The 19,332-nt window shown below is 36.8% G+C and carries 21 protein-coding genes; 8 read left to right on the top strand and 13 right to left on the bottom strand.

Annotated elements, in window-relative coordinates; all coding sequences use genetic code 11:
* The 3 genes from ACQVV1_RS21510 to ACQVV1_RS21500 form a co-directional block, all read left to right on the top strand.
* The coding region (locus tag ACQVV1_RS21510; protein ID WP_431169479.1) for an LPXTG cell wall anchor domain-containing protein at nt 1-265 on the top strand (265 nt) is incomplete at its 5' end.
* Nucleotides 266-756: 491 nt separating this feature from the next.
* Nucleotides 757-2,157, top strand: a complete 1,401-nt coding sequence (locus ACQVV1_RS21505; protein WP_431169478.1) for a M28 family metallopeptidase — start codon at nt 757-759, stop codon at nt 2,155-2,157.
* Between the two features lie 146 nt (nt 2,158-2,303).
* Nucleotides 2,304-2,678 (top strand): hypothetical protein, encoded by a 375-nt coding sequence (locus ACQVV1_RS21500; protein WP_242254168.1) that lies wholly within the window; start codon nt 2,304-2,306, stop codon nt 2,676-2,678.
* Between the two features lie 26 nt (nt 2,679-2,704).
* Here ACQVV1_RS21500 and ACQVV1_RS21495 read toward each other — a convergent pair whose 3' ends face one another.
* The 5 genes from ACQVV1_RS21495 to ACQVV1_RS21475 all read right to left on the bottom strand — a co-directional run bounded on the left by ACQVV1_RS21495 (nt 2,705) and on the right by ACQVV1_RS21475 (nt 6,570).
* Nucleotides 2,705-3,376 carry an anti-sigma factor gene (locus ACQVV1_RS21495; RefSeq protein WP_431169477.1) on the bottom strand — a complete coding sequence of 224 codons (672 nt, stop codon included), beginning with the start codon at nt 3,374-3,376 and terminating at the stop codon, nt 2,705-2,707.
* The gene (locus ACQVV1_RS21490; RefSeq protein WP_242254164.1) at nt 3,360-3,674 is read right to left on the bottom strand and encodes an anti-sigma factor; all 315 of its coding nucleotides are present in this window, start codon (nt 3,672-3,674) and stop codon (nt 3,360-3,362) included. Before ACQVV1_RS21490 ends, ACQVV1_RS21495 begins: the two co-directional genes overlap by 17 nt.
* Complete coding sequence (locus ACQVV1_RS21485; RefSeq protein WP_431169476.1) at nt 3,661-4,188, bottom strand: RNA polymerase sigma factor; 528 nt, start codon at nt 4,186-4,188, stop codon at nt 3,661-3,663. The genes ACQVV1_RS21490 and ACQVV1_RS21485 overlap by 14 nt, the downstream gene beginning before the upstream one ends.
* A 274-nt stretch (nt 4,189-4,462) precedes the next feature.
* The gene (gene argS / locus ACQVV1_RS21480; RefSeq protein ID WP_098556248.1) at nt 4,463-6,133 is read right to left on the bottom strand and encodes an arginine--tRNA ligase; all 1,671 of its coding nucleotides are present in this window, start codon (nt 6,131-6,133) and stop codon (nt 4,463-4,465) included.
* Entirely contained in the window at nt 6,133-6,570 is a 438-nt protein-coding gene (locus tag ACQVV1_RS21475) for a YwiB family protein (protein ID WP_000414868.1), read from the bottom strand. Before ACQVV1_RS21475 ends, argS begins: the two co-directional genes overlap by 1 nt.
* Before the next feature lie 202 nt (nt 6,571-6,772).
* On the opposite strand from ACQVV1_RS21475, the gene ACQVV1_RS21470 reads away from it, so the two are divergent.
* Nucleotides 6,773-7,759, top strand: coding sequence for a S66 family peptidase (locus tag ACQVV1_RS21470; protein ID WP_242254160.1), 987 nt, complete (start codon nt 6,773-6,775; stop codon nt 7,757-7,759).
* Nucleotides 7,760-7,784: 25 nt separating this feature from the next.
* Here ACQVV1_RS21470 and ACQVV1_RS21465 read toward each other — a convergent pair whose 3' ends face one another.
* Entirely contained in the window at nt 7,785-8,147 is a 363-nt protein-coding gene (locus ACQVV1_RS21465; protein WP_063223913.1) for a YxeA family protein, read from the bottom strand.
* Nucleotides 8,148-8,381: 234 nt separating this feature from the next.
* Between ACQVV1_RS21465 and ACQVV1_RS21460 the strand changes: the two genes are divergently transcribed.
* Nucleotides 8,382-9,419, top strand: coding sequence for a PTS sugar transporter subunit IIC (locus tag ACQVV1_RS21460; protein WP_063223914.1), 1,038 nt, complete (start codon nt 8,382-8,384; stop codon nt 9,417-9,419).
* Nucleotides 9,420-9,682: 263 nt separating this feature from the next.
* Here the strand turns inward: ACQVV1_RS21460 and speB are convergent, their stop codons facing one another.
* The 4 genes from speB to ACQVV1_RS21440 form a co-directional block, all read right to left on the bottom strand.
* Nucleotides 9,683-10,555, bottom strand: coding sequence for an agmatinase (gene speB / locus ACQVV1_RS21455; RefSeq protein WP_063223915.1), 873 nt, complete (start codon nt 10,553-10,555; stop codon nt 9,683-9,685).
* A 218-nt stretch (nt 10,556-10,773) separates the two neighbouring features.
* Nucleotides 10,774-11,601, bottom strand: a complete 828-nt coding sequence (gene speE, locus ACQVV1_RS21450) for a polyamine aminopropyltransferase (RefSeq protein WP_000424696.1) — start codon at nt 11,599-11,601, stop codon at nt 10,774-10,776.
* Nucleotides 11,602-11,765: 164 nt separating this feature from the next.
* On the bottom strand, nt 11,766-12,929 hold the full coding sequence (locus tag ACQVV1_RS21445; protein ID WP_242254157.1) for an MFS transporter: 1,164 nt from the start codon (nt 12,927-12,929) through the stop codon (nt 11,766-11,768).
* A 5-nt stretch (nt 12,930-12,934) separates the two neighbouring features.
* Nucleotides 12,935-13,342, bottom strand: a complete 408-nt coding sequence (locus ACQVV1_RS21440) for a MerR family transcriptional regulator (protein WP_242254155.1) — start codon at nt 13,340-13,342, stop codon at nt 12,935-12,937.
* 152 nt (nt 13,343-13,494) lie between these two features.
* Here ACQVV1_RS21440 and ACQVV1_RS21435 point away from each other — a divergent pair, with 152 nt between their 5' ends.
* Nucleotides 13,495-14,220 carry a glycerophosphodiester phosphodiesterase gene (locus ACQVV1_RS21435; protein WP_242254153.1) on the top strand — a complete coding sequence of 242 codons (726 nt, stop codon included), beginning with the start codon at nt 13,495-13,497 and terminating at the stop codon, nt 14,218-14,220.
* Between the two features lie 99 nt (nt 14,221-14,319).
* Nucleotides 14,320-16,371: a transglycosylase domain-containing protein gene (locus tag ACQVV1_RS21430; protein WP_431169475.1), complete on the top strand. Its 2,052-nt coding sequence runs from the start codon at nt 14,320-14,322 to the stop codon at nt 16,369-16,371.
* A gap of 33 nt (nt 16,372-16,404) precedes the next feature.
* On the opposite strand, the gene ACQVV1_RS21425 is transcribed toward ACQVV1_RS21430, so the two are convergent.
* Both ACQVV1_RS21425 and ACQVV1_RS21420 read right to left on the bottom strand, forming a co-directional pair.
* Entirely contained in the window at nt 16,405-16,914 is a 510-nt protein-coding gene (locus ACQVV1_RS21425; RefSeq protein ID WP_000136683.1) for a YwhD family protein, read from the bottom strand.
* 25 nt (nt 16,915-16,939) lie between these two features.
* On the bottom strand, nt 16,940-17,614 hold the full coding sequence (locus ACQVV1_RS21420) for a site-2 protease family protein (RefSeq protein ID WP_063223921.1): 675 nt from the start codon (nt 17,612-17,614) through the stop codon (nt 16,940-16,942).
* Nucleotides 17,615-17,725: 111 nt separating this feature from the next.
* Here ACQVV1_RS21420 and thmT point away from each other — a divergent pair, with 111 nt between their 5' ends.
* Complete coding sequence (gene thmT, locus ACQVV1_RS21415; RefSeq protein ID WP_001147171.1) at nt 17,726-17,911, top strand: 2-hydroxymuconate tautomerase; 186 nt, start codon at nt 17,726-17,728, stop codon at nt 17,909-17,911.
* A 39-nt stretch (nt 17,912-17,950) separates the two neighbouring features.
* Here the strand turns inward: thmT and ACQVV1_RS21410 are convergent, their stop codons facing one another.
* Nucleotides 17,951-19,255 carry an HD domain-containing protein gene (locus ACQVV1_RS21410; protein ID WP_242254147.1) on the bottom strand — a complete coding sequence of 435 codons (1,305 nt, stop codon included), beginning with the start codon at nt 19,253-19,255 and terminating at the stop codon, nt 17,951-17,953.
* Nucleotides 19,256-19,332 lie beyond the last annotated feature (77 nt).

The following is a 19,332-nucleotide window of genomic DNA, read 5'->3' as shown; positions in this document are numbered from 1 at the left end:
AAACGGAAATCCTGAAACACATGGTAAAGAAACTTCTGAAGGACTAGAAAACGGAAATCCTGAAACACATGGTAAAGGAACTTCTGAAGGACTAGAAAACGAAAATCCTGAAACACAGGTAAATAAACAGCAAGATGAACGAAATACAGGTAAAGAACTTCCAAATACAGGTCATAAGAAAGATTCTATCCAAACAGTAGGTATCGTACTTCTACTAGCTGGATTGTTAAGTATTTTAGCTACAAAACGAAAAAAATATTATTAATAATTTTTCACACCCAATCAAATGAACATTTGATTGGGTGTTTTTTTATGCAAAAAAGAACGATACATAGGGTATCGTTCTTTTAACGGGGTGAGGCTGTCCAAAAGTACGGAAAACCTTTGAACAGCCTCGTATTTTCATATGGATGCCTTACATATATCACTGATGATAATTATGAAATGCGGAAACATATTTATCATCACATGATTCAAACACGAGAAAAGAAACCCTACAGTGGATTCTTTTCTCTACATAATCTAAAGTTTGGGTACACTAGATTCATGCAATGTAGGAGCTTTCCAAGCAGAAAGCGAACCTTCATTTAAAATGATAGCATACATATCTCCATCAAAAATATGCAAATATACATATAGTATTTTTTTATTTCTCAATGTCAGAATATTGAAAAATAATAAATGTAAAGGTAAAATGAAGTCGTTATCCGTCTTCTTTTGTCAGTCAGAGAGAATAGAAGAATAGGAGAGGAAAAAATGAAAAAATCTTTAAAACAAAAAATAGTAAGCTCTTTGCTTGCTGTATCACTTGCTGTTAGCTTGGCTCCAATTGGACAAGCTAAAGCTGATTCCACGTCTGAAATCACACAGACTTCACCTATCACAAAACAAGTTGATGCAAGCCGCGCCATCGAACACATCCGTTTCTTATCCGAAACAATTGGTCCTCGCCCTGGTGGCACAAAATCAGAAGAATGGGCTTCTCGCTACGTTGGTATGCAGCTTAAATCAATGGGCTACGAGGTAGAATATCAGCCATTTCAAGTTCCAGATCAGTATGTTGGCTTTATTGAATCTCCATTATCCACAAAACGTAATTGGCAAGCTGGCGCTGCTCCTAACGCACTAATTTCTACAGAAGCTGTTACAGCTCCTCTTATCTTTGTTCAAGGTGGGACAAAATTAGAGGATATTCCTAATGAAGTAAATGGAAAGATTGTTCTATTTGAAAGAGGAACAACAGTAGCTGACTACAATAAACAAGTTGAAAACGCCGTTAGCAAAGGAGCAAAAGGGGTTCTTTTATACAGTTTAATTGGAGGCCGTGGGAACTACGGACAAACTTTCAATCCTCGCCTAACGAAAAAGCAATCTATCCCTGTCTTCGGTCTTGCTTATGCGCAAGGAAATGCATTTAAAGAAGAAATCGCTAAAAAAGGGACAACAATTCTTTCCCTAAAAGCGAGACATGAATCTAATTTAAAATCTTTAAACGTCATTGCTAAAAAGAAACCAAAAAACAGTACAGGTAATGAAAAAGCTGTCGTTGTAAGCTCGCACTATGATAGTGTCGTTGGAGCACCTGGAGCAAACGATAACGCTTCTGGTACAGGGTTAGTATTAGAATTAGCTCGTGCTTTGCAAAATGTAGAAACTGATAAAGAAATTCGCTTTATTGCTTTTGGTTCTGAGGAAACTGGCTTACTTGGCTCCGATTATTACGTTAATAGTTTATCCCAAAAAGAACGCGATCGAATCTTAGGTGTCTTTAACGCAGACATGGTCGCAACAAATTACGATAAAGCAAAGAATTTATATGCTATGACGCCTAACGGTTCTCCAAACCTTGTAACAGACGCAGCCTTACAAGCAAGTAAACAATTAAATAATGACCTCGTCCTGCAAGGAAAATTTGGCTCTAGTGATCACGTACCGTTTGCTGAAGTTGGTATTCCTGCGGCTCTATTTATTTGGATGGGTGTCGATAGTTGGAATCCATTAATCTATCATATCGAAAAGGTATATCATACACCTCAAGATAACGTATTTGAGAATATTTCACCTGAACGTATGAAAATGGCACTAGAAGTTATCGGAACTGGTGTTTATAACACTATTCAAAAACCTGTTACTCAAACAGAACAGAAAGCTGCTTAATCATTTAAAAGACCACTGATAAAAATCAGTGGTCTTTTATTGAGAAAAAATATATATGCATAAAAGCATATTTTTTCCTACTCATTATCGTATACAATATTAACTGTAACAAAAACGATTACAACTAATAAGGAGGCTTTTCTACTATGAAGAAAATGATTTTAGCTGGTGCGTTAACTTTAGCAGGAATTACTGGTGCTACCGCATTTATTCCTGAAACAAAGGCTGCGGCTGCCGCTCAAGAACAAAGCTTCACAAAATTTTATTCTTTGCAAACTGGAGGTAGTTCTGAACAAGAACCTATTTTCCTTCAAAAGGGACAAGAGTTAACAATTCAACCTAACAGTAAAACTCCTAGTTACAGTGTTTATGACTCAAATCATAAACTTATTGGGCATTATTCTGATGGTTACGGCCGTATTTTCACTGCAAAAACGGATGGAAATATGTATGTTCAATTTCACGCACCTTTCGTTTACTACAGTCCTGTGAGCTTTTCTGTTACTTATACTATTCAATAGAAAAGAGGTCCTTTACAGGGCCCCTTTTATTTCTCTTCCCAATACACTTTTACAAATCCATCTTTCACCATTACACCACTTATATTAAACACATATTTTTCATTTGCTTTCAATGTAACTGTAAAAGTACCTTTTTTCGATTCACAAATTTCCTTTAATTCGTTTATACCTTCTCCTTTTCTTTCATATACGCTAAAGCATAAGTTCCCTCGTTTTGCATCTGTCTCATAAGAAAATGTCACTTCTGTATCCTTTTCATACTGAAGTTCAATATCTTTACCGGCAATATCCCATGATGAGAATTTTGCCTCGTAACTTGTCTTCCCTTGCTTCTCATTTTCTAAATATATATCTCCTGCTCTCCACGCATCATCTAACGTTTGCGCAAAAGTAAAACCACTAAGTAATACAAACATTGTACTTGTCAATATCGCAACTAATGTTACCTTCTGTTTTTTAACAAAATTCATCTTATATTCTCCTTCAACTTTCTTTTTACTTCTCCTCACCATATATAATAAAAACCCAATAAAGAATGGCAATATAACCGCTAAAACACTCCATCCTTTACTCATTTGATGTGGTTTAGCATCTGTATATACCCATGATGCAACACATATTAAAAGTGCTATAAAAGCTAAAAACATTGTCACTCCAGCTACTTCAAATATTACAAACGGATTAGCGAACTCTTTCATGTAATTTATACTCCTTCTTTAAAAATGACTGTATTACAACATATATCGGAATGTATACGTGCATCATAATAACGACTGCTATAATAATTGGAATTTTGTTATCTAAATGAGTAACAAATTGTTCTATAACAACTGTTAACAAAACAATCCAAATGGCGTGAATACAAATCATCCATCTCTTCTCTAACTTCTGAGCCTTTCGCACGCCCTGCTTCGTATTATTTATCAGCTCTTCGCTAGGAATCATCTCTCCCGCTAAACTACTTTTTATCTTTTGATCAAATTTATCTTCCTTCATAAACGAACCCCTCCAAATGTTCTCGCATTTGCTCCTTTGCATAATTAAGGCGGTATTTCACCGTACCAATTGGTATATTTAATATTTCACTCATTTCTTTGTAAGAATATTGTTCATAGTAGTAGAGTACGAGCACAGTTTTATATTTTTCATTTAATAACTGTATAACTTCTCGTATCATTTCTGCTTCGACTTTTTGAATAAATTCTTCTGACATATTCACATCATCTGCATGCTCTATTTCTCCACCATCTTCTTTATGAAATAAATCCAATACACGATCTTTCCACCTTTTCTTTTTCCGATAAAAATCATAAAACGTACGAACACAAATTGTAGTAATCCACTTTTTATAATTCTCCACGTAAGAAAGTTGGTGCCGCGATGAAAAAACTTTTATCCACGTCTCTTGAAAAATATCTTCCGCGTCTTCTTTCGTCTTCGCTAACTTATAGCATAAGGAATATATTTGCTGCTTATATATATCAATTAATTCTTCTACCTTTTCTTCCATCATAAACCTCCTGTCATTTATATAAGACGACGCAAATTCTCCTTTTGTTTGATAAAATTTTATTTTTTTATTATCTCCACACAAAAAGGCAATCACAACATCGTGTGATTGCCTTTTACTGAAAAACGAAAGTCCGCTTCCGCTTTTCTTTATGTCCAGCTCTGCCTCCTAGCCCCTTCTGTCTAAGAACCTTCCCCACGAGAAGATAAAATGCATCTTCTGTGGGAAAGAACCTTAGCCTTCGGGACTAAACAGTCGGCTCCGCTTTTCTTTATTACATTTTTTCTGGTGCAGATACTCCTACGATTGCTAATGCGTTTTGAAGTGTAGTGCGTACTGCTTTCATTAATTCGTAACGAGCTTTACTTAATTCTAAGTTATCTTGGTTTAATACTTTTTCTGCATTGTAGAAGCTGTGTAGTGCTGCAGCTAATTCAAATGCATAGTTTGTAATGCGGTGTGGCAGACGTTTTTGTGCTGCATCCGCAACTACAGCTGGGAATTCACCAAGTTTTTTCAGTAACTCTACTTCTTTCTCAGAAGTAACAAGTTTGTAGTTCACGTCTCCGCCTGTAGCTAATCCTAACTCTTCACCTTGACGAAGGATACTGCATACACGAGCATGAGCATATTGTGCATAGTATACTGGGTTTTCATTAGATTTTGATACAGCTAAGTCCATATCGAAGTCTAAATGTGAATCACCGCTACGCATTGCGAAGAAGTAACGCATTGCGTCCACGCCTACTTCTTCCATAAGCTCACGAAGTGTAACTGCTTTACCTGTACGTTTACTCATCTTCATTTTTTCACCGTTTTGGTATAGTTGTACCATTTGGATGATTTCTACTTCAAGTGTTTCTTTATCGTAACCTAACGCTTGAATAGCAGCTTTCATACGAGGAATGTAACCATGGTGGTCAGCACCCCAAATGTTGATTAACTTATCGAAACCACGCTCTAATTTATCACGGTGATACGCGATATCTGGCGTTAAGTATGTGTAAGAACCGTCGTTTTTAATTAATACACGGTTTTTGTCATCCCCGTAAGTCATTGAACGGAACCAAGTTGCGCCGTCTTCTTCAAAGATTTCTTCACGCTCTTTTAATACAGCAAGAGCTTGATCGATTTTTCCGTTTTTGTATAATGATGTTTCTGAGAACCATACATCAAATTTAACACGGAAGCTTTCTAAGTCTTTTTGAAGTTTTGCTAATTCATATTTTAAACCGTATGAACGATAGAACTCATAGCTTTCTTCAGCATCAGCTTTTGCATAACGATCGCCAAATTCTTCAGCTAAACGCTTACCGATTCCAATGATATCCGCACCATGGTATCCGTCTTCTGGCATTTCTTTCTCTAGGCCTAAAGCTTGCATGTAACGAGCTTCAACAGAAAGAGCTAAGTTATGAATTTGGTTACCAGCGTCATTAATATAGTACTCACGAGATACATCGTACCCTGCTTTTGCTAATAGGTTACATAGAGTGTCACCTACTGCTGCGCCACGTGCATGTCCTAAGTGAAGGTCACCTGTTGGGTTCGCAGATACGAACTCAATTTGTACTTTTTCACCTTTACCAGTATTCGTTTCACCGTACGCTTCGCCAGCGTTAACGATTGTTGGAATTAAGTCTGTTAAGTAGCTATTATCCATGTAGAAGTTAATGAAACCAGGACCTGCGATTTCAATTTTTTCAATAGAAGCTTTTGCTTTATCGAAGTTTGCAACTAATTCTTCTGCAATCATACGAGGTGCTTTTTTCGCAACGCGTGCAAGTTGCATTGCCATGTTTGTAGAGAAGTCACCATTTGTTTTATCTTTTGGAGATTCTAATACAACGTTTGGAATCTGTTCTTCTGTTGCTAATTCTGCTTTTAATACAGCAGCTTGAATTTCTTCTTTAATCAATCCTTTTACTTGTTCTAAAGAATTCATCATTTTGCCTCCTTCAAATTAAGTGTAATTGTATATCTGCCAGCTTCTTGTTCACTTAGAAGCAATGCGTACGTTAAGAAGAGTTGTCCTTTTTTCTTTTCATCCGACCATTTAAAAAGAACGTTATCAGTCTTTGTTTGCAATGCAAACGTACCAAGTTCACTCGTGTACGTACCAGTTGTCCATTCACCTTTCACATGCGTTTGACGCATTGAAACAGCACCTGAACGCATAATGAGAACTTGTTCATCTTGAATTTTAATAATTGTTTTCACTTCGCCCTGTTCGTTCGGCTCTTGGAATGTTACATATGTACCTTGACCTTTTACATAGTATTGACCATTTGCTTCAAAAGCAACGGTTTCCTTCCTCGCCCCTTCACGGATTTCTGTTACGAAATGAACGTGTACCGGCAAGCCTGCAAGTTGTTTCTCCACGTCTTGCACACCTTTCAAATGTTATAGATATTAAATAATGTATATAATAAATCACTTTTCCTATCATATCAAAAAAAACCTCTGTCTGTCTGCTGAAAAATCAGGAAAACTCCATTTCAAAAAATAATTCACTTTCACTTTATTTCATATGATAAAATATTTTTTAAATCTAAATATTCTTTCATTTAAAGGGGTGAGTTATGTGCTACCAACAAGATTGAAAAAAGGTGATGAAATTAGAGTTATTTCACCATCTTGTAGTTTAAGTATTGTCTCAACTGAAAACAGAAATCTTGCTATAAAAAGATTAGCCGACATGGGCTTTCAAGTTACATTCTCAACATATGCTGATGAGATAGATCGATTTGCTTCCTCTTCTATTTCTTCACGCGTTCAAGACTTCCACGAGGCATTTGGAGACCCTAATGTAAAAGCCATTTTGACGACACTTGGCGGATACAACTCTAATGGTTTATTAAAGCATCTCGATTATGATCTAATTCGAGAAAATCCGAAGTTTTTCTGTGGCTATTCTGATATTACCGCTTTAAATAATGCAATTTACACAAAAACAGGACTTGTTACATATTCAGGACCCCATTTCTCTTCATTTGGAATGGAGAAAGGACTCGAGTATACGACCGATTACTTTTTAAAATGCTTAACTTCTAATGAGCCTATTGAAGTCCTGCCATCTGAAACATGGAGCGATGATTCTTGGTATGTAGATCAGGAAAACCGAGATTTCATTAAAAATGAAGGATACGTCTCAATTCACGAAGGCGAAGCAACTGGAGAGATTATCGGTGGTAATATGAGCACATTGAATTTACTGCAAGGTACACCATATATGCCAAATTTACAGGATAAAATTTTATTTCTTGAGGAGGATAGCTTAACTGGAAAAGCTACTCTTAAAACCTTTGATCGTTATTTACATTCCCTTATGCAGCAACAAGATTTCGATTACGTAAAAGGCATCGTTATAGGAAAGATGCAAAAAGGTGCAGAATGTGCGATAGAAGACATTCAAGAAATGATTACTTCAAAACCTGAACTTGCACATATCCCTATCATTGCAAACGCAAGTTTTGGGCATACAACCCCAATTTTCACTTTCCCAATTGGTGGACGTGCAAAAATCATGTCTAACAAAGAAAAAACATCTATCACTATTTTAACGCACTAAAAAAGGAGCGAATAAGTCGCTCCTTTTATGGTTTTTCTATTTTTTGCAACGCTTTTTGTGGGATTGACTCTTTTGGGATTTCAGCCCACCCTTTTCCTTGCATACCTTTTGCATAAATTTTTATAAACGCCCCTGTATGCAATTCACGGTTCATCATTCTTTTAACAACTTGTAACTTTCCGTCTTCTGTATACCCTTTAAATGTATACAAGTAATCTCCGTCTTTTTTCTCACCTTTATCTATAACCGCATAATAATCTTGTATTTCTTTATTTGAAAAGAAGTTGTCTACAAAAGCATGTACACCTTCTGTTTTTGTGTTCAAATAGTACGCTGTTCCACCTAGAATGATGGCGAATACAACTAAAACTTTAATTACCAATTTCATACATGCGCCTCCTGTTTGCACTTCTTTTTCCCTAGTCATATATCCGTACTTGTATTATACGAAAAATGACATACTATACTCTATCTAAACACCTTACACTTTCCTTACATTATTGTAAGGCATTTTCACCTTATAGCAATTTCCCAATAAAAATTTTTTCCGTTTCATGAACTTTTATATTATTATTGAATGATACAAATTTTTATTACAAAAATCAAAGGAGACAGTTTTCAAATGGCTATCTTGCAAGGTTTAGCACTATTACTTGTTGTACTTTGTCTATTTACACTTTTTAGTTACCGTGCTCCTTACGGAATGAAAGCAATGGGTGCTTTAGCTAATGCAGCAATCGCAAGTTTTCTTATTGAAGCATTTCACCGTTATATCGGTGGAGAAATGTTTCATAATGACTTTCTACAATCAGTAGGAGAAGCTTCTGGTAGTATGAGTGGTGTCGCAGCGGCAATTTTAGTCGCACTAGCAATCGGTGTTTCACCTGTATATGCTGTTTTAATCGGTATCGCTACTAGTGGATTCGGTATTTTACCAGGATTTTTCGCTGGATACGTTTGTGCTTTCGTCGTGAAATTTCTCGAAAAGAAATTACCAGCTGGTGTAGAGTTTTTAGCAATTTTATTTATTGCTGCACCAATCTCACGCGGAATGGCAATGCTTATGGATCCGCTCGTGAACGCAACGCTCGGTAAAATCGGCTCTATGATTTCAGTTGCAACTACAGAAAGTCCTATCATTATGGGCATTATGCTTGGTGGATTAATCACAGTTATTTCTACCTCTCCACTGAGTTCTATGGCACTAACTGCCATGCTTGGATTAACAGGTTTACCAATGGCAATTGGTAGTCTTGCCGTAGCAGCCTCAGCTCCAATGAACTTTATTTTCTTTAAACGATTAAAAATTTGTTCAAAGAAAGACACAATCGCTGTAGCAATCGAGCCTTTAACACAAGCCGATGTTGTTTCAGCAAATCCAATCCCAATCTATGCTACAAACTTTGTTGGCGGTGCACTTGCTGGTATTATTACATCTCTGTTCCAACTCGTTAATAATGCACCAGGAACAGCATCACCAATCCCAGGACTTCTTGTCTTATTCGGATTTAATGACGTTGTAAAAGTAACGATTGCTGCTGTATTATGTGGAATCGTTACCACGATTGTTGGATACATCGGATCAATCTTGTTCCGTAAATATCCAATTCGTTCTGCTGATGAAATTCGTGGCATTACTTCGGAAGAGAAAGTAGCATAAGAAAAAGAGTTATTCTCATCGTTTGAGGATAACTCTTTTTTGTGTTGTGTGATAGCCAGTGAAATTATATCAGCAATTTTTTTAATATATCGACTTACCGACACATAACGACAAAATAAGAGCCCCTAATCATATAGGAGGCTCTTATTTTATCCAGCTACAGCGGCTAGAATGATCAGTGGCTTCACTTCTTCCCTCGAGGTAAAAAGCACCTTTTGCAGGAAAGAACTTTAGTCACCGGGTCTAAACAGTCGGCTTCACTTTTATTTCACCCAACCGAGCAGCATTTCCCGCACGAATTTGCTTGCTGCGACTGGTGTTTGATCACTATGGTCGTAGACCGGAGCTACTTCTACTAAGTCTGCTCCAACTACATTTATATTTGAATTTGCAATTGCCACGATGGAATCTAATAATTCTTTAGATGTGATACCTCCAGCTTCTAATGTTCCTGTTCCAGGAGCATGAGCTGGGTCTAATACGTCAATGTCAATTGTGACATAGACTGGGCGTCCTGCAAGTTTCGGTAATACTTCTTTTAACGGTTCTAATACGTCAAATTTATATAAGTTCATACCTACTTCTTTTGCCCATTCGAATTCTTCCTTCATTCCAGAACGAATACCGAAAGAATATACGTTTTCCGGACCAATTAAATCGCACACTTTACGAATTGGTGTAGAGTGAGATAAAGGCTCCCCTTCATACGATTCACGTAAATCAGTATGAGCATCCATGTGGATGATTGCTAAATCCGGATATTTTTTTGCCATTGCCTTAAAAATTGGCCAAGACACTAAGTGCTCACCGCCGAGACCTAGTGGAAACTTATCGGCATCTAAAAGTTCTGATACATACTCTTCAATCATATCTATGCTGCGTTGTGCGTTTCCGAATGGTAATGGGATATCACCCGCATCAAAATATTTTACCTCTTCTAGTTCACGATCTAAATATGGGCTATATTCTTCAAGACCGATTGATACTTCACGAATACGTGCAGGGCCAAAGCGAGATCCTGGACGGTAACTTACTGTCCAATCCATAGGCATCCCGTAAATAACTACCTTTGACTCTTCAAAACTTGGATGACTTTTAATAAATACTTTACCTGAATAAGCTTCATCAAAACGCATATTCTTTTCCTCCTTATGTGGAACTTAAGGTATCCCAACCTTTCATTATTTCTCAAATTTGGAGCGAGCTGCTCCTCTTTCTCGATTTACCGGTGTCTTCTTTTTTACAATAAGAAGACGACTTTCTTTACAGAAGTGTAAATAGCTAGCATGTTCAAGTCTTTTGGACAAACACCTTAAATGAGCTACTTACACTTTATTTGTTCCATACGATTCTTTTACTTAATTAGATCGCCAACAAATTTCGGTAATGCGAATGCTGCATTGTGTAATTCTTTTGTGTAGTATTTCGTTTCGATTTCGTGGAAACGCTCTTCACTTACTTCTAATGGATCATGTTTTTTAGATCCAATTGTGAATGTCCAAAGACCACTTGGGTAAGTTGGAATGTTCGCTGTGTATAAACGAGTAATTGGGAAGATCTCTTTTACGTCTTTAAACACAGTTGTAATTAGTTCTGGTGTGAACCAAGGGTTGTCCGTTTGTGCAACGAAAATACCGTCTTCTTTTAACGCTTTTGAAATTCCAGCGTAGAAGCCTTTTGTAAATAGATTTACCGCTGGGCCTACTGGCTCAGTAGAATCTACCATAATTACGTCATATTCATTTTCGCTTTCTGCGATGTGTAGGAAACCATCTCCTACTTTTACTTCTACACGCTCATTATCTAATGCACCTGCAATTGATGGTAAGTATTGTTTAGAGTACTCAATTACTTTTCCATCGATTTCAACAAGAGTTGCTTTCTTTACGCTTGGGTGCTTTAACACTTCACGAATAACACCGCCATCGCCGCCACCTACAACTAATACGTTTTCAGGGTTTGGATGTGTAAATAAAGGTACGTGCGCTACCATTTCATGATAAACGAACTCATCTTTTTCTGTTGTCATAACCATGCCATCTAAAATAAGCATGTTTCCGAACTCTTCCGTTTCAACCATATCAAGTTTTTGGAATTCTGTTTGCTCCGTATGTAATGTGCGGTTAATACGCGCCGTAATCCCAAAATGTTTTGTTTGTTTTTCAGTGAACCATAGTTCCATCGTACAATCACGCCTTTCAATGCAAATTTATAATAGGGACATCATTAATGTCCCCTAACAAAAATAAAACAAAACATCCAAAATGTATAGCTAAAAGTATAAAAATACCGAAAATATATTTTAGTCAGAGGGTTCTAACATATATATATAAAGAAAACCCTTTCTTAAGAAAGGGCTTTTGTCTCTACTTCTACTGGTTTACGAATTGGAATTAGGATCATAATACAACCAATTAACACCACAATTCCACCTACTAAAAATGGACTTTGTGGTGAAACAGTATGACCGATAACTCCTGATAAAATCGGAGCAATTGCGCCTCCTAACCAACGAACAAAGTTATAAACACCTGATGTAACAGATCTTTCATAAGGTGAAATATCCATTACATAACTTGTAAATAATGCATTATTTAATCCTGATGCTAATCCTGATAGAACAATTAATACAATTTGTAACCACATAATTTTCACAAAGAATAGTGCAATTAAGAAAATCGCAAATACGAGTAAACTACCTTTCAATAATGCTTTTGGCTCATATTTACCTTCTAGCTTATGCGCTAAAATTGCAGAACCGTAGGCTAACGCTAATCCCCATCCACAAAATACAAATCCTAATTGAATAGCAGATAAATGCATAATAAGTGGTGAATATGCTAACACAACGAAAAATCCGTAGTAGTATAACATCCCTGAAATCGCACCTTGCATAAACGGTTTATACTTCACCAGGTTAAATAATTCCCCTACACCTGCCGCTTTACGTTTCACTTTTCGCTCCGGTTCTTTCACAAAAAAGAAAACTAAAATAAATGCTAAGAAAATTAAAATACTCGTTGCGAAAAACGGATAACGCCAAGAATGTCCACCTAATATACCGCCTAATAAAGGCCCGCCTGCCATTCCTAAACCGATAGCTGCTTCATACAATCCTACTGCTTCATGAACTTCTTTACTTAATGCAATCAATAATGTCATCGCCGTTGCGAAGAACATAGCATTTCCTAATCCCCATCCAGCGCGGAAAAGAGATAATTGAGCAATCGTTTGCGATATACCACATATAAACGCAAATACAGTTACGATCGCAAGGCCAATTGTCATCATTCGTTTATCACCAAATCTTGATGCAAATATCCCAGCTGGTAACATCATAATTGCCATCGTTAAAATATACGCCGTAAATAACATCTCTACTTGCCAATGCGTTGCACCAATTTTTTCAGCAATAATCGGCAAAATTGGGTCGACTACCCCTATACCCGAAAAGGCAAGGAAGGTAGCCACCACTGTAATCAATCTCCCTAGTTTTCGTTTGCTCTCCATTTTGATTACTCTCCTTTTGTATTCTCTAAAAATGTCACTGCACGATGTAAGCTATCCTCAAGTTCTGCCTTTACACGATGCATTTGCTCCATTTTCTCGTCTAACGTTTGCACTTGTTTTTCAAGCATCTCTTTAATTTCTTGAATCACTTCACGGTCACGAGGATTCTCGCTATTTCTTCTCTGTTCCATTCTTTCTTTTAACGATAAGAAATGCTGCATTTCTTGTAGCGTAATTCCTAGTACTTCTTTCGCTTCCACAATCCTTTTAATCCTTGCGATATCCTCATCTGTATACAGGCGAATGTTCCCCTCACTACGTTCAGGGGGATGAATTAAACCAATTTCCTCATAATAACGAAGTGTACGTTTTGTTAAACCAACTTGCTTTGTGACTTCATCAATCTTATACATGTTTATTCCTCCCTTCACTTGATTATTACATTTTACGTTAACGTTAACTTTTGTGCAACTATTAGACTTTTGTAAATGTTTATCATATTAAATTGTATTTTTTCTAAAGCAGTTTCATAATGGAAGAAAAGAGATGATAAGGAGAATTTCACATGAGTAAACCACTTATTTTCGCTCACCGCGGCGTAAAAGGAACACATCCCGAAAATACGATGATTGCCTTCCAAGAAGCTGAACGCATTGGCGCTCATGGAATTGAGCTTGATGTCCACCTATCAAAAGATGGTGAACTTGTCGTAATTCACGACGAAACAGTCGATCGTACAACAAATGGCATAGGACTTGTTTCCGAAAAAACGGTGGAGGAGTTACAAGCTTTAGATGCTGGTAGCCATAAAGACCCTTCTTTCCAGGAAGCAAAAATCCCAACGTTACGAGAAGTATTTATTTGGCTATCTACAACAAGCTTACAACTCAATATTGAATTAAAAACAGACGTGATTCACTATCCAATTATCGAAGAAAAAGTTGTGGCTCTTGTTCGAGAATATCATCTATCGAATCAAATTGTATTCTCCTCATTTAACCACGAATCTGTTTCATTATTAGCAGAGATTGCTCCTGAAATCCCAAGAGCGATTTTATATGATACACCACTTGCTGATCCTATCGCTGAAGCAAAAACTAGAGAAGCAACTGGTTTACATCCAAACTTTCAACTACTAACAAAAGAATTTGTTCAACTAGCACAAAAACAAGGATACGTTTTCCGTCCGTATACAATTAACGAATACAAAGATTTACAAACTATGATTGATTATGGCGTAGATGTCATTATTACTGATTGGCCAGCACGCGCCTTTGAGCTCCTTTCTTAATTGAAGGAGCTTTTTGTTTTCCAAATTTCATTGTTTAAAATAACCGAAAACCCTCAATACTAATACAATAATGTTTGTATGAATGAGGGGCTGAAAAAGATGGATCAAACTATGAATCCGAAACTTAAAAAATATAAACGTCTTTTCTTCACCGTAATGTTTTCTTCTGTTCTTTTTTTCGTTTTTTCCTTTTTTGTTATTATTATAGTTGCAAAAATTATGGGACCTCCTCCTGTTGCTGTCCCGCAAACAAGTGTCTTTTATGCTAATGATGACACTGTTATAGGACAAAGTAATGAAATGCAAAAACGCTACAATGTATCTCTCAATGAAATCTCTCCTTATGTAAAAGAGGCGACACTATCTATCGAAGATCAACGATTCTACAAACATCATGGCTTTGATATGAAGCGTATTGCTGGTGCCATTGTTGCTGATTTAAAAGCGATGGCAAAAGTCCAAGGTGCTAGTACGATTACACAACAATACGCACGTAATCTGTATTTAGATCATGATAAAACGTGGAAACGTAAACTATTAGAAGCAATGTACACAATCCGCCTTGAAGTAAACTATAATAAAAATCATATTTTACAAGGATATTTAAATACAATTTATTACGGGCATGGTGCTTATGGAATCGAAGCTGCGTCTCGTCTATATTTCGATAAAACAGCAAAAGAACTAACATTAGCGGAGGCTAGTATGCTCGCAGGAATCCCAAAAGGACCTAGTGTCTACTCTCCCTTTTTAAAAGAGGATCGTGCGAAAGGACGACAATCTCTCATATTAGATGAAATGGTAGAACAAGGTTATATTACGAAGAAACAAGCAACTTCAGCAAAGAAAGAGCCATTAACTTTTGCCTCATTGGATACAAAAAAAGTCGCAGAGATTGCACCTTATTTCCAAGATGCTGTACAAGCTTCTCTTCTTCGTGATATCGGATTAGATGAACAAGCCTTACAAAAGGGTGGCCTGCGTATTTATACAACACTAGACCCTAAATTACAATCGGTTGCAGAGCAAGCTGTAAAAGATCACATACCTGAAACAACAAACATACAAACTGCTCTCGTCTCTATGAATCCAAAAACAGGTGAAGTAGCTGCCCTTGTGGGAGGAACCGATTATAATAAGAGTCAATTTAACAGGGCTACACAAGCCGTTCGTCAGCCTGGTTCTACATTTAAGCCATTTCTATACTATGCGGCACTAGAACGAGGATTCACCCCTGCTACGCGCTTAAAAAGCGAATACACGGTATTTACTTTAGGTGATGGTGTTTCAAAGTATAAACCAAAAAACTATAAAGATTATTATGCAGATGATTTCGTAACGATGGCACAAGCTCTCGCAGTCTCCGATAACATATATGCTGTGAAAACAAATTTGTTTTTAGGTGAAGATATCCTTACAAAAACAGCGAAACAATTCGGAATTACGAGTGCATTAAAAGATGTTCCGTCTCTTGCTCTTGGCACATCTCCTGTAAAGCCAATTGAAATGGCGAATGCTTATAGCATGTTCGCAAACGGTGGAAAAGAAGTAAAACCAATTTTTATTCGCCGCATTATGGACCATGAAGGAAACATATTATACGATGCTCATCTGGAGAGTAAACAAGTTCTCGATAAAAGCAAAACGTTTGTCATGGAAGAAATGATGACAGGTATGTTTAATAAAAACCTAAGTAGTTATGCCGCTGTAACTGGCCAATCGATGTTATCAAAGCTATCAAGAACATATGCCGGAAAGTCTGGTTCTACAGAAACAGATAGTTGGATGATTGGGTTTACCCCTCAACTTGTAACTGGTGTGTGGGTCGGATACGACCAACCTAAATCGATTTCAAACGTAGCAGAACAAGGATATGCGAAAAAAATATGGACCGATACGATGGAAAAAGGATTAGATGGACAGCCTAAAAAAGAGTTCAAACCGCCAAGTGATGTCGTAGCGTTGAATATTAACCCTGAAAACGGTAAGATTGCTACAAAAAATTGTCCAATTTCAGTGAAAATGTATTTTGCAAAAGGTACAGAGCCGACTGAATATTGTATGGATCATGTTGATGATAAAGAGGAATTTGAAAAAAACAGTGGAGAAAAGACAAAAGCAAGCTGGTGGAAAAAATACCTTCCTTGGTAAAAAAATAGCTGACGGGCATCCGTCAGCTATTTTTTATTCACTTAATAATGCACGACGCAATTCTTCACTAGACTCGTTCCAAATTGCTTCATTATGTTCTTTCAAGAACGTACCAAGTACTTTTTTAGATGATTCATCCATATGGTCAACCATAATGTGACGCTTCATTGATTTATCCATTTTGTTTACGTGCTCTGGAAGTGATTTATATCCACGGCGAATTTCACGGTCAACTGTCATTTCACAAGCTGTTACCCCCGCATAATAAGCACCTGTTGCCGTTCTTTCAATCGTTACCCAAACAAGCCAAAATGGTTTACCGTTTGGAACTTCATCTTTATTTGTTAAAAACTTAATCCCTTTTTCTACTGTACTACGCGCATGCATCGCTCCGATATCAACGAATGCTGTTTTCTCTAGTACATCGACAAATACAGGTGAAATATTTTCTAGGCTTAATGCTCCAACTCCAAATCCACCATGTCCATCTGTTGAATCATTTTTTACGATATTAAAACCGATTTTTTTCTTTTTCTCTGTCATATGTAACTTCCTCCTCGCTTACTAATTATAAAAGCCCAAAAATAGGCGCAATGATACTGTCTAAAAATACAAATACATACGGAATAACAACATTGAAAATAGGCTGAATTGTGTAATTGCTAAGCGGTGTAATAACAAGAATTAATAACGCAATTGCTCCATACTTTTCATACTGTGTCATTTTCGCACGAATATTTGCTGGTGCTAAATCTTCCACAACGCGATACCCATCCAGCGGTGGAATCGGTAATAAGTTAAATACAAGTAAAACAATATTAAGCCCAATGAAAATCTGGAAGAATTGACTTAACGTCTTTCCTACTGCAGGTGGAATGGCATCTAGCACACCAAATGTTATTAAGCTATACCAAATAATCAAACCAATTGCACTTAAAATTAAATTACTAATCGGTCCTGCAATAGAAACTAATATTCCTGCAAGACGCGGTCTTTTAAAGTTGTACGGGTTAACAGGTACTGGTCTTGCCCAACCGAACCCAATAATTAATACAGCAATCATCCCGATAGGGTCTAAGTGAGCCATCGGTGATAACGTTAAACGCCCTTGTTTTTTCGCTGTATCGTCTCCAAATTTATATGCAACATATGCATGCGCAAATTCATGCACTGATAATGCAATAATAATCGCCATCGCCACTAATGGGATTTCTTGTAATGGATATCTAAATAACTGATCCATGATTCATCTCCTCTTCAATATGTCAAAAAAGAAAATATTTGTTTTTCCGATTGTTCTTCCCCATAATCCGCTATAATAAGAGTGTAACTTACATAAAAGGAGCGATTATATATGCCATACGTAACAGTGAAAATGTTAGAAGGACGCACAGAGGAACAAAAGAAAGCTCTTGCTGAGAAAGTAACAGCAGCAGTAAGCGAAACAACTGGTGCTCCTGAAGAAAACATCGTTGTTTTCATCGAAGAAATGTCTAAAAACCATTATGCAGTTGGCGGAAAACGCTTAAGCGACAAATAATTTCAAGTTCTTTCATAAGAAGCAGCCATTAGCTGCTTCTTATTTCTTTCCTTCTAACAACTCAATAATTCTCTCTTTATATTTTCCTTTTCTTCCATCTTCATAGATTAAATCATGCGGATAGAATAATTTTTGATCTGTTCTCTTCTTACCAGTAATCGCCTCAACAATATCCGATTCACGTGAAAGCTCTCTAAGATCTCCATTAGGCATAAGAAGTAAGATTGGTAAACGCTCTTCTTCTTCTCCAGCACGATAAAAGTCATATGGTAGGTCTGATGTTGAATCAACTACTAAATAATACTCTGGATCGAGTCCAATCTTTTTAAATAAGCTACTTAATTCCATCCAATTATCTAAACCATGCTTATCTGTAAACTCTACGTATTTAAACAGATCTCTGTTCATAAAACGGCGGCATAAGTCACTTAAAATTGGATCCTCTTCGTCTTGCCATACTTGGAAGTAGTAATACATAACGTTCTCGTCTAGCTTTAAATAATCCTCTACTGTTACTTCTTCTTCAAATAAAGAATAGAAATGAACAGGGTGATTTTTAAATGTATAATACTTCTCATGCAATGATTTCGCACGATGTAAAATCTTCGTTAAAATAACTTCGGCACTGCGCGTTACTGGGTGGAAATATACTTGCCAATACATTTGATAACGGCTCATAATATAATGCTCAACAGCATGCATGCCACTATTTTTAATGACTACCTGATTCCCGTACGGACGCATGACACGCAGTATACGTTCCATATCAAAGTTTCCATACTTTACGCCAGTGAAATACGCATCTCTTAATAAATAGTCCATACGATCTGCATCAATTTGACTGGAGATCATACTAATCGCTAATTTATTAGTAGATGTTTTTGCGATTACATCGGCTACCTTTTGCGGAAAGTCTTTATCCACACGATTTAATATGCGATTAATTTCCGTATCTCCAACGATAATCTTTTGCGTAAATTTCTCATGATCTAATGAAAATACTTTTTCAAACGAATGAGAAAATGGGCCATGACCGACATCATGAAGTAATGCCGCACATAAACATAACAATCTATCTTCAGCATTCCAGTTCGGTCTGCCATCAAACACATCATCAATCATACGACGAATAATTTCATATACACCTAACGAATGAGTAAAGCGACTATGCTCTGCACCGTGAAATGTAAAAAATGTCGTTCCAAGCTGCTTAATACGGCGCAAGCGTTGAAACTCTTTCGTCCCGATTAAATCCCAAATAACACGATCGCGTACGTGCACATATTTATGTACCGGGTCTTTAAACACTTTTGTTTCGCTGAGTTTGTCGTTTAAATATACCACTTTCCGACATCCCCCTTTCTTTACTGCATTCTTACTATATATTATAAACGAAATAGGAAACAGAAAGAAATGAAAGA

Origin of the sequence: Bacillus basilensis, from assembly GCF_050630465.1 — a bacterium.
GTDB lineage: Bacteria > Bacillota > Bacilli > Bacillales > Bacillaceae_G > Bacillus_A > Bacillus_A basilensis.
This window is presented reverse-complemented; position numbering and strand designations above follow the sequence as displayed.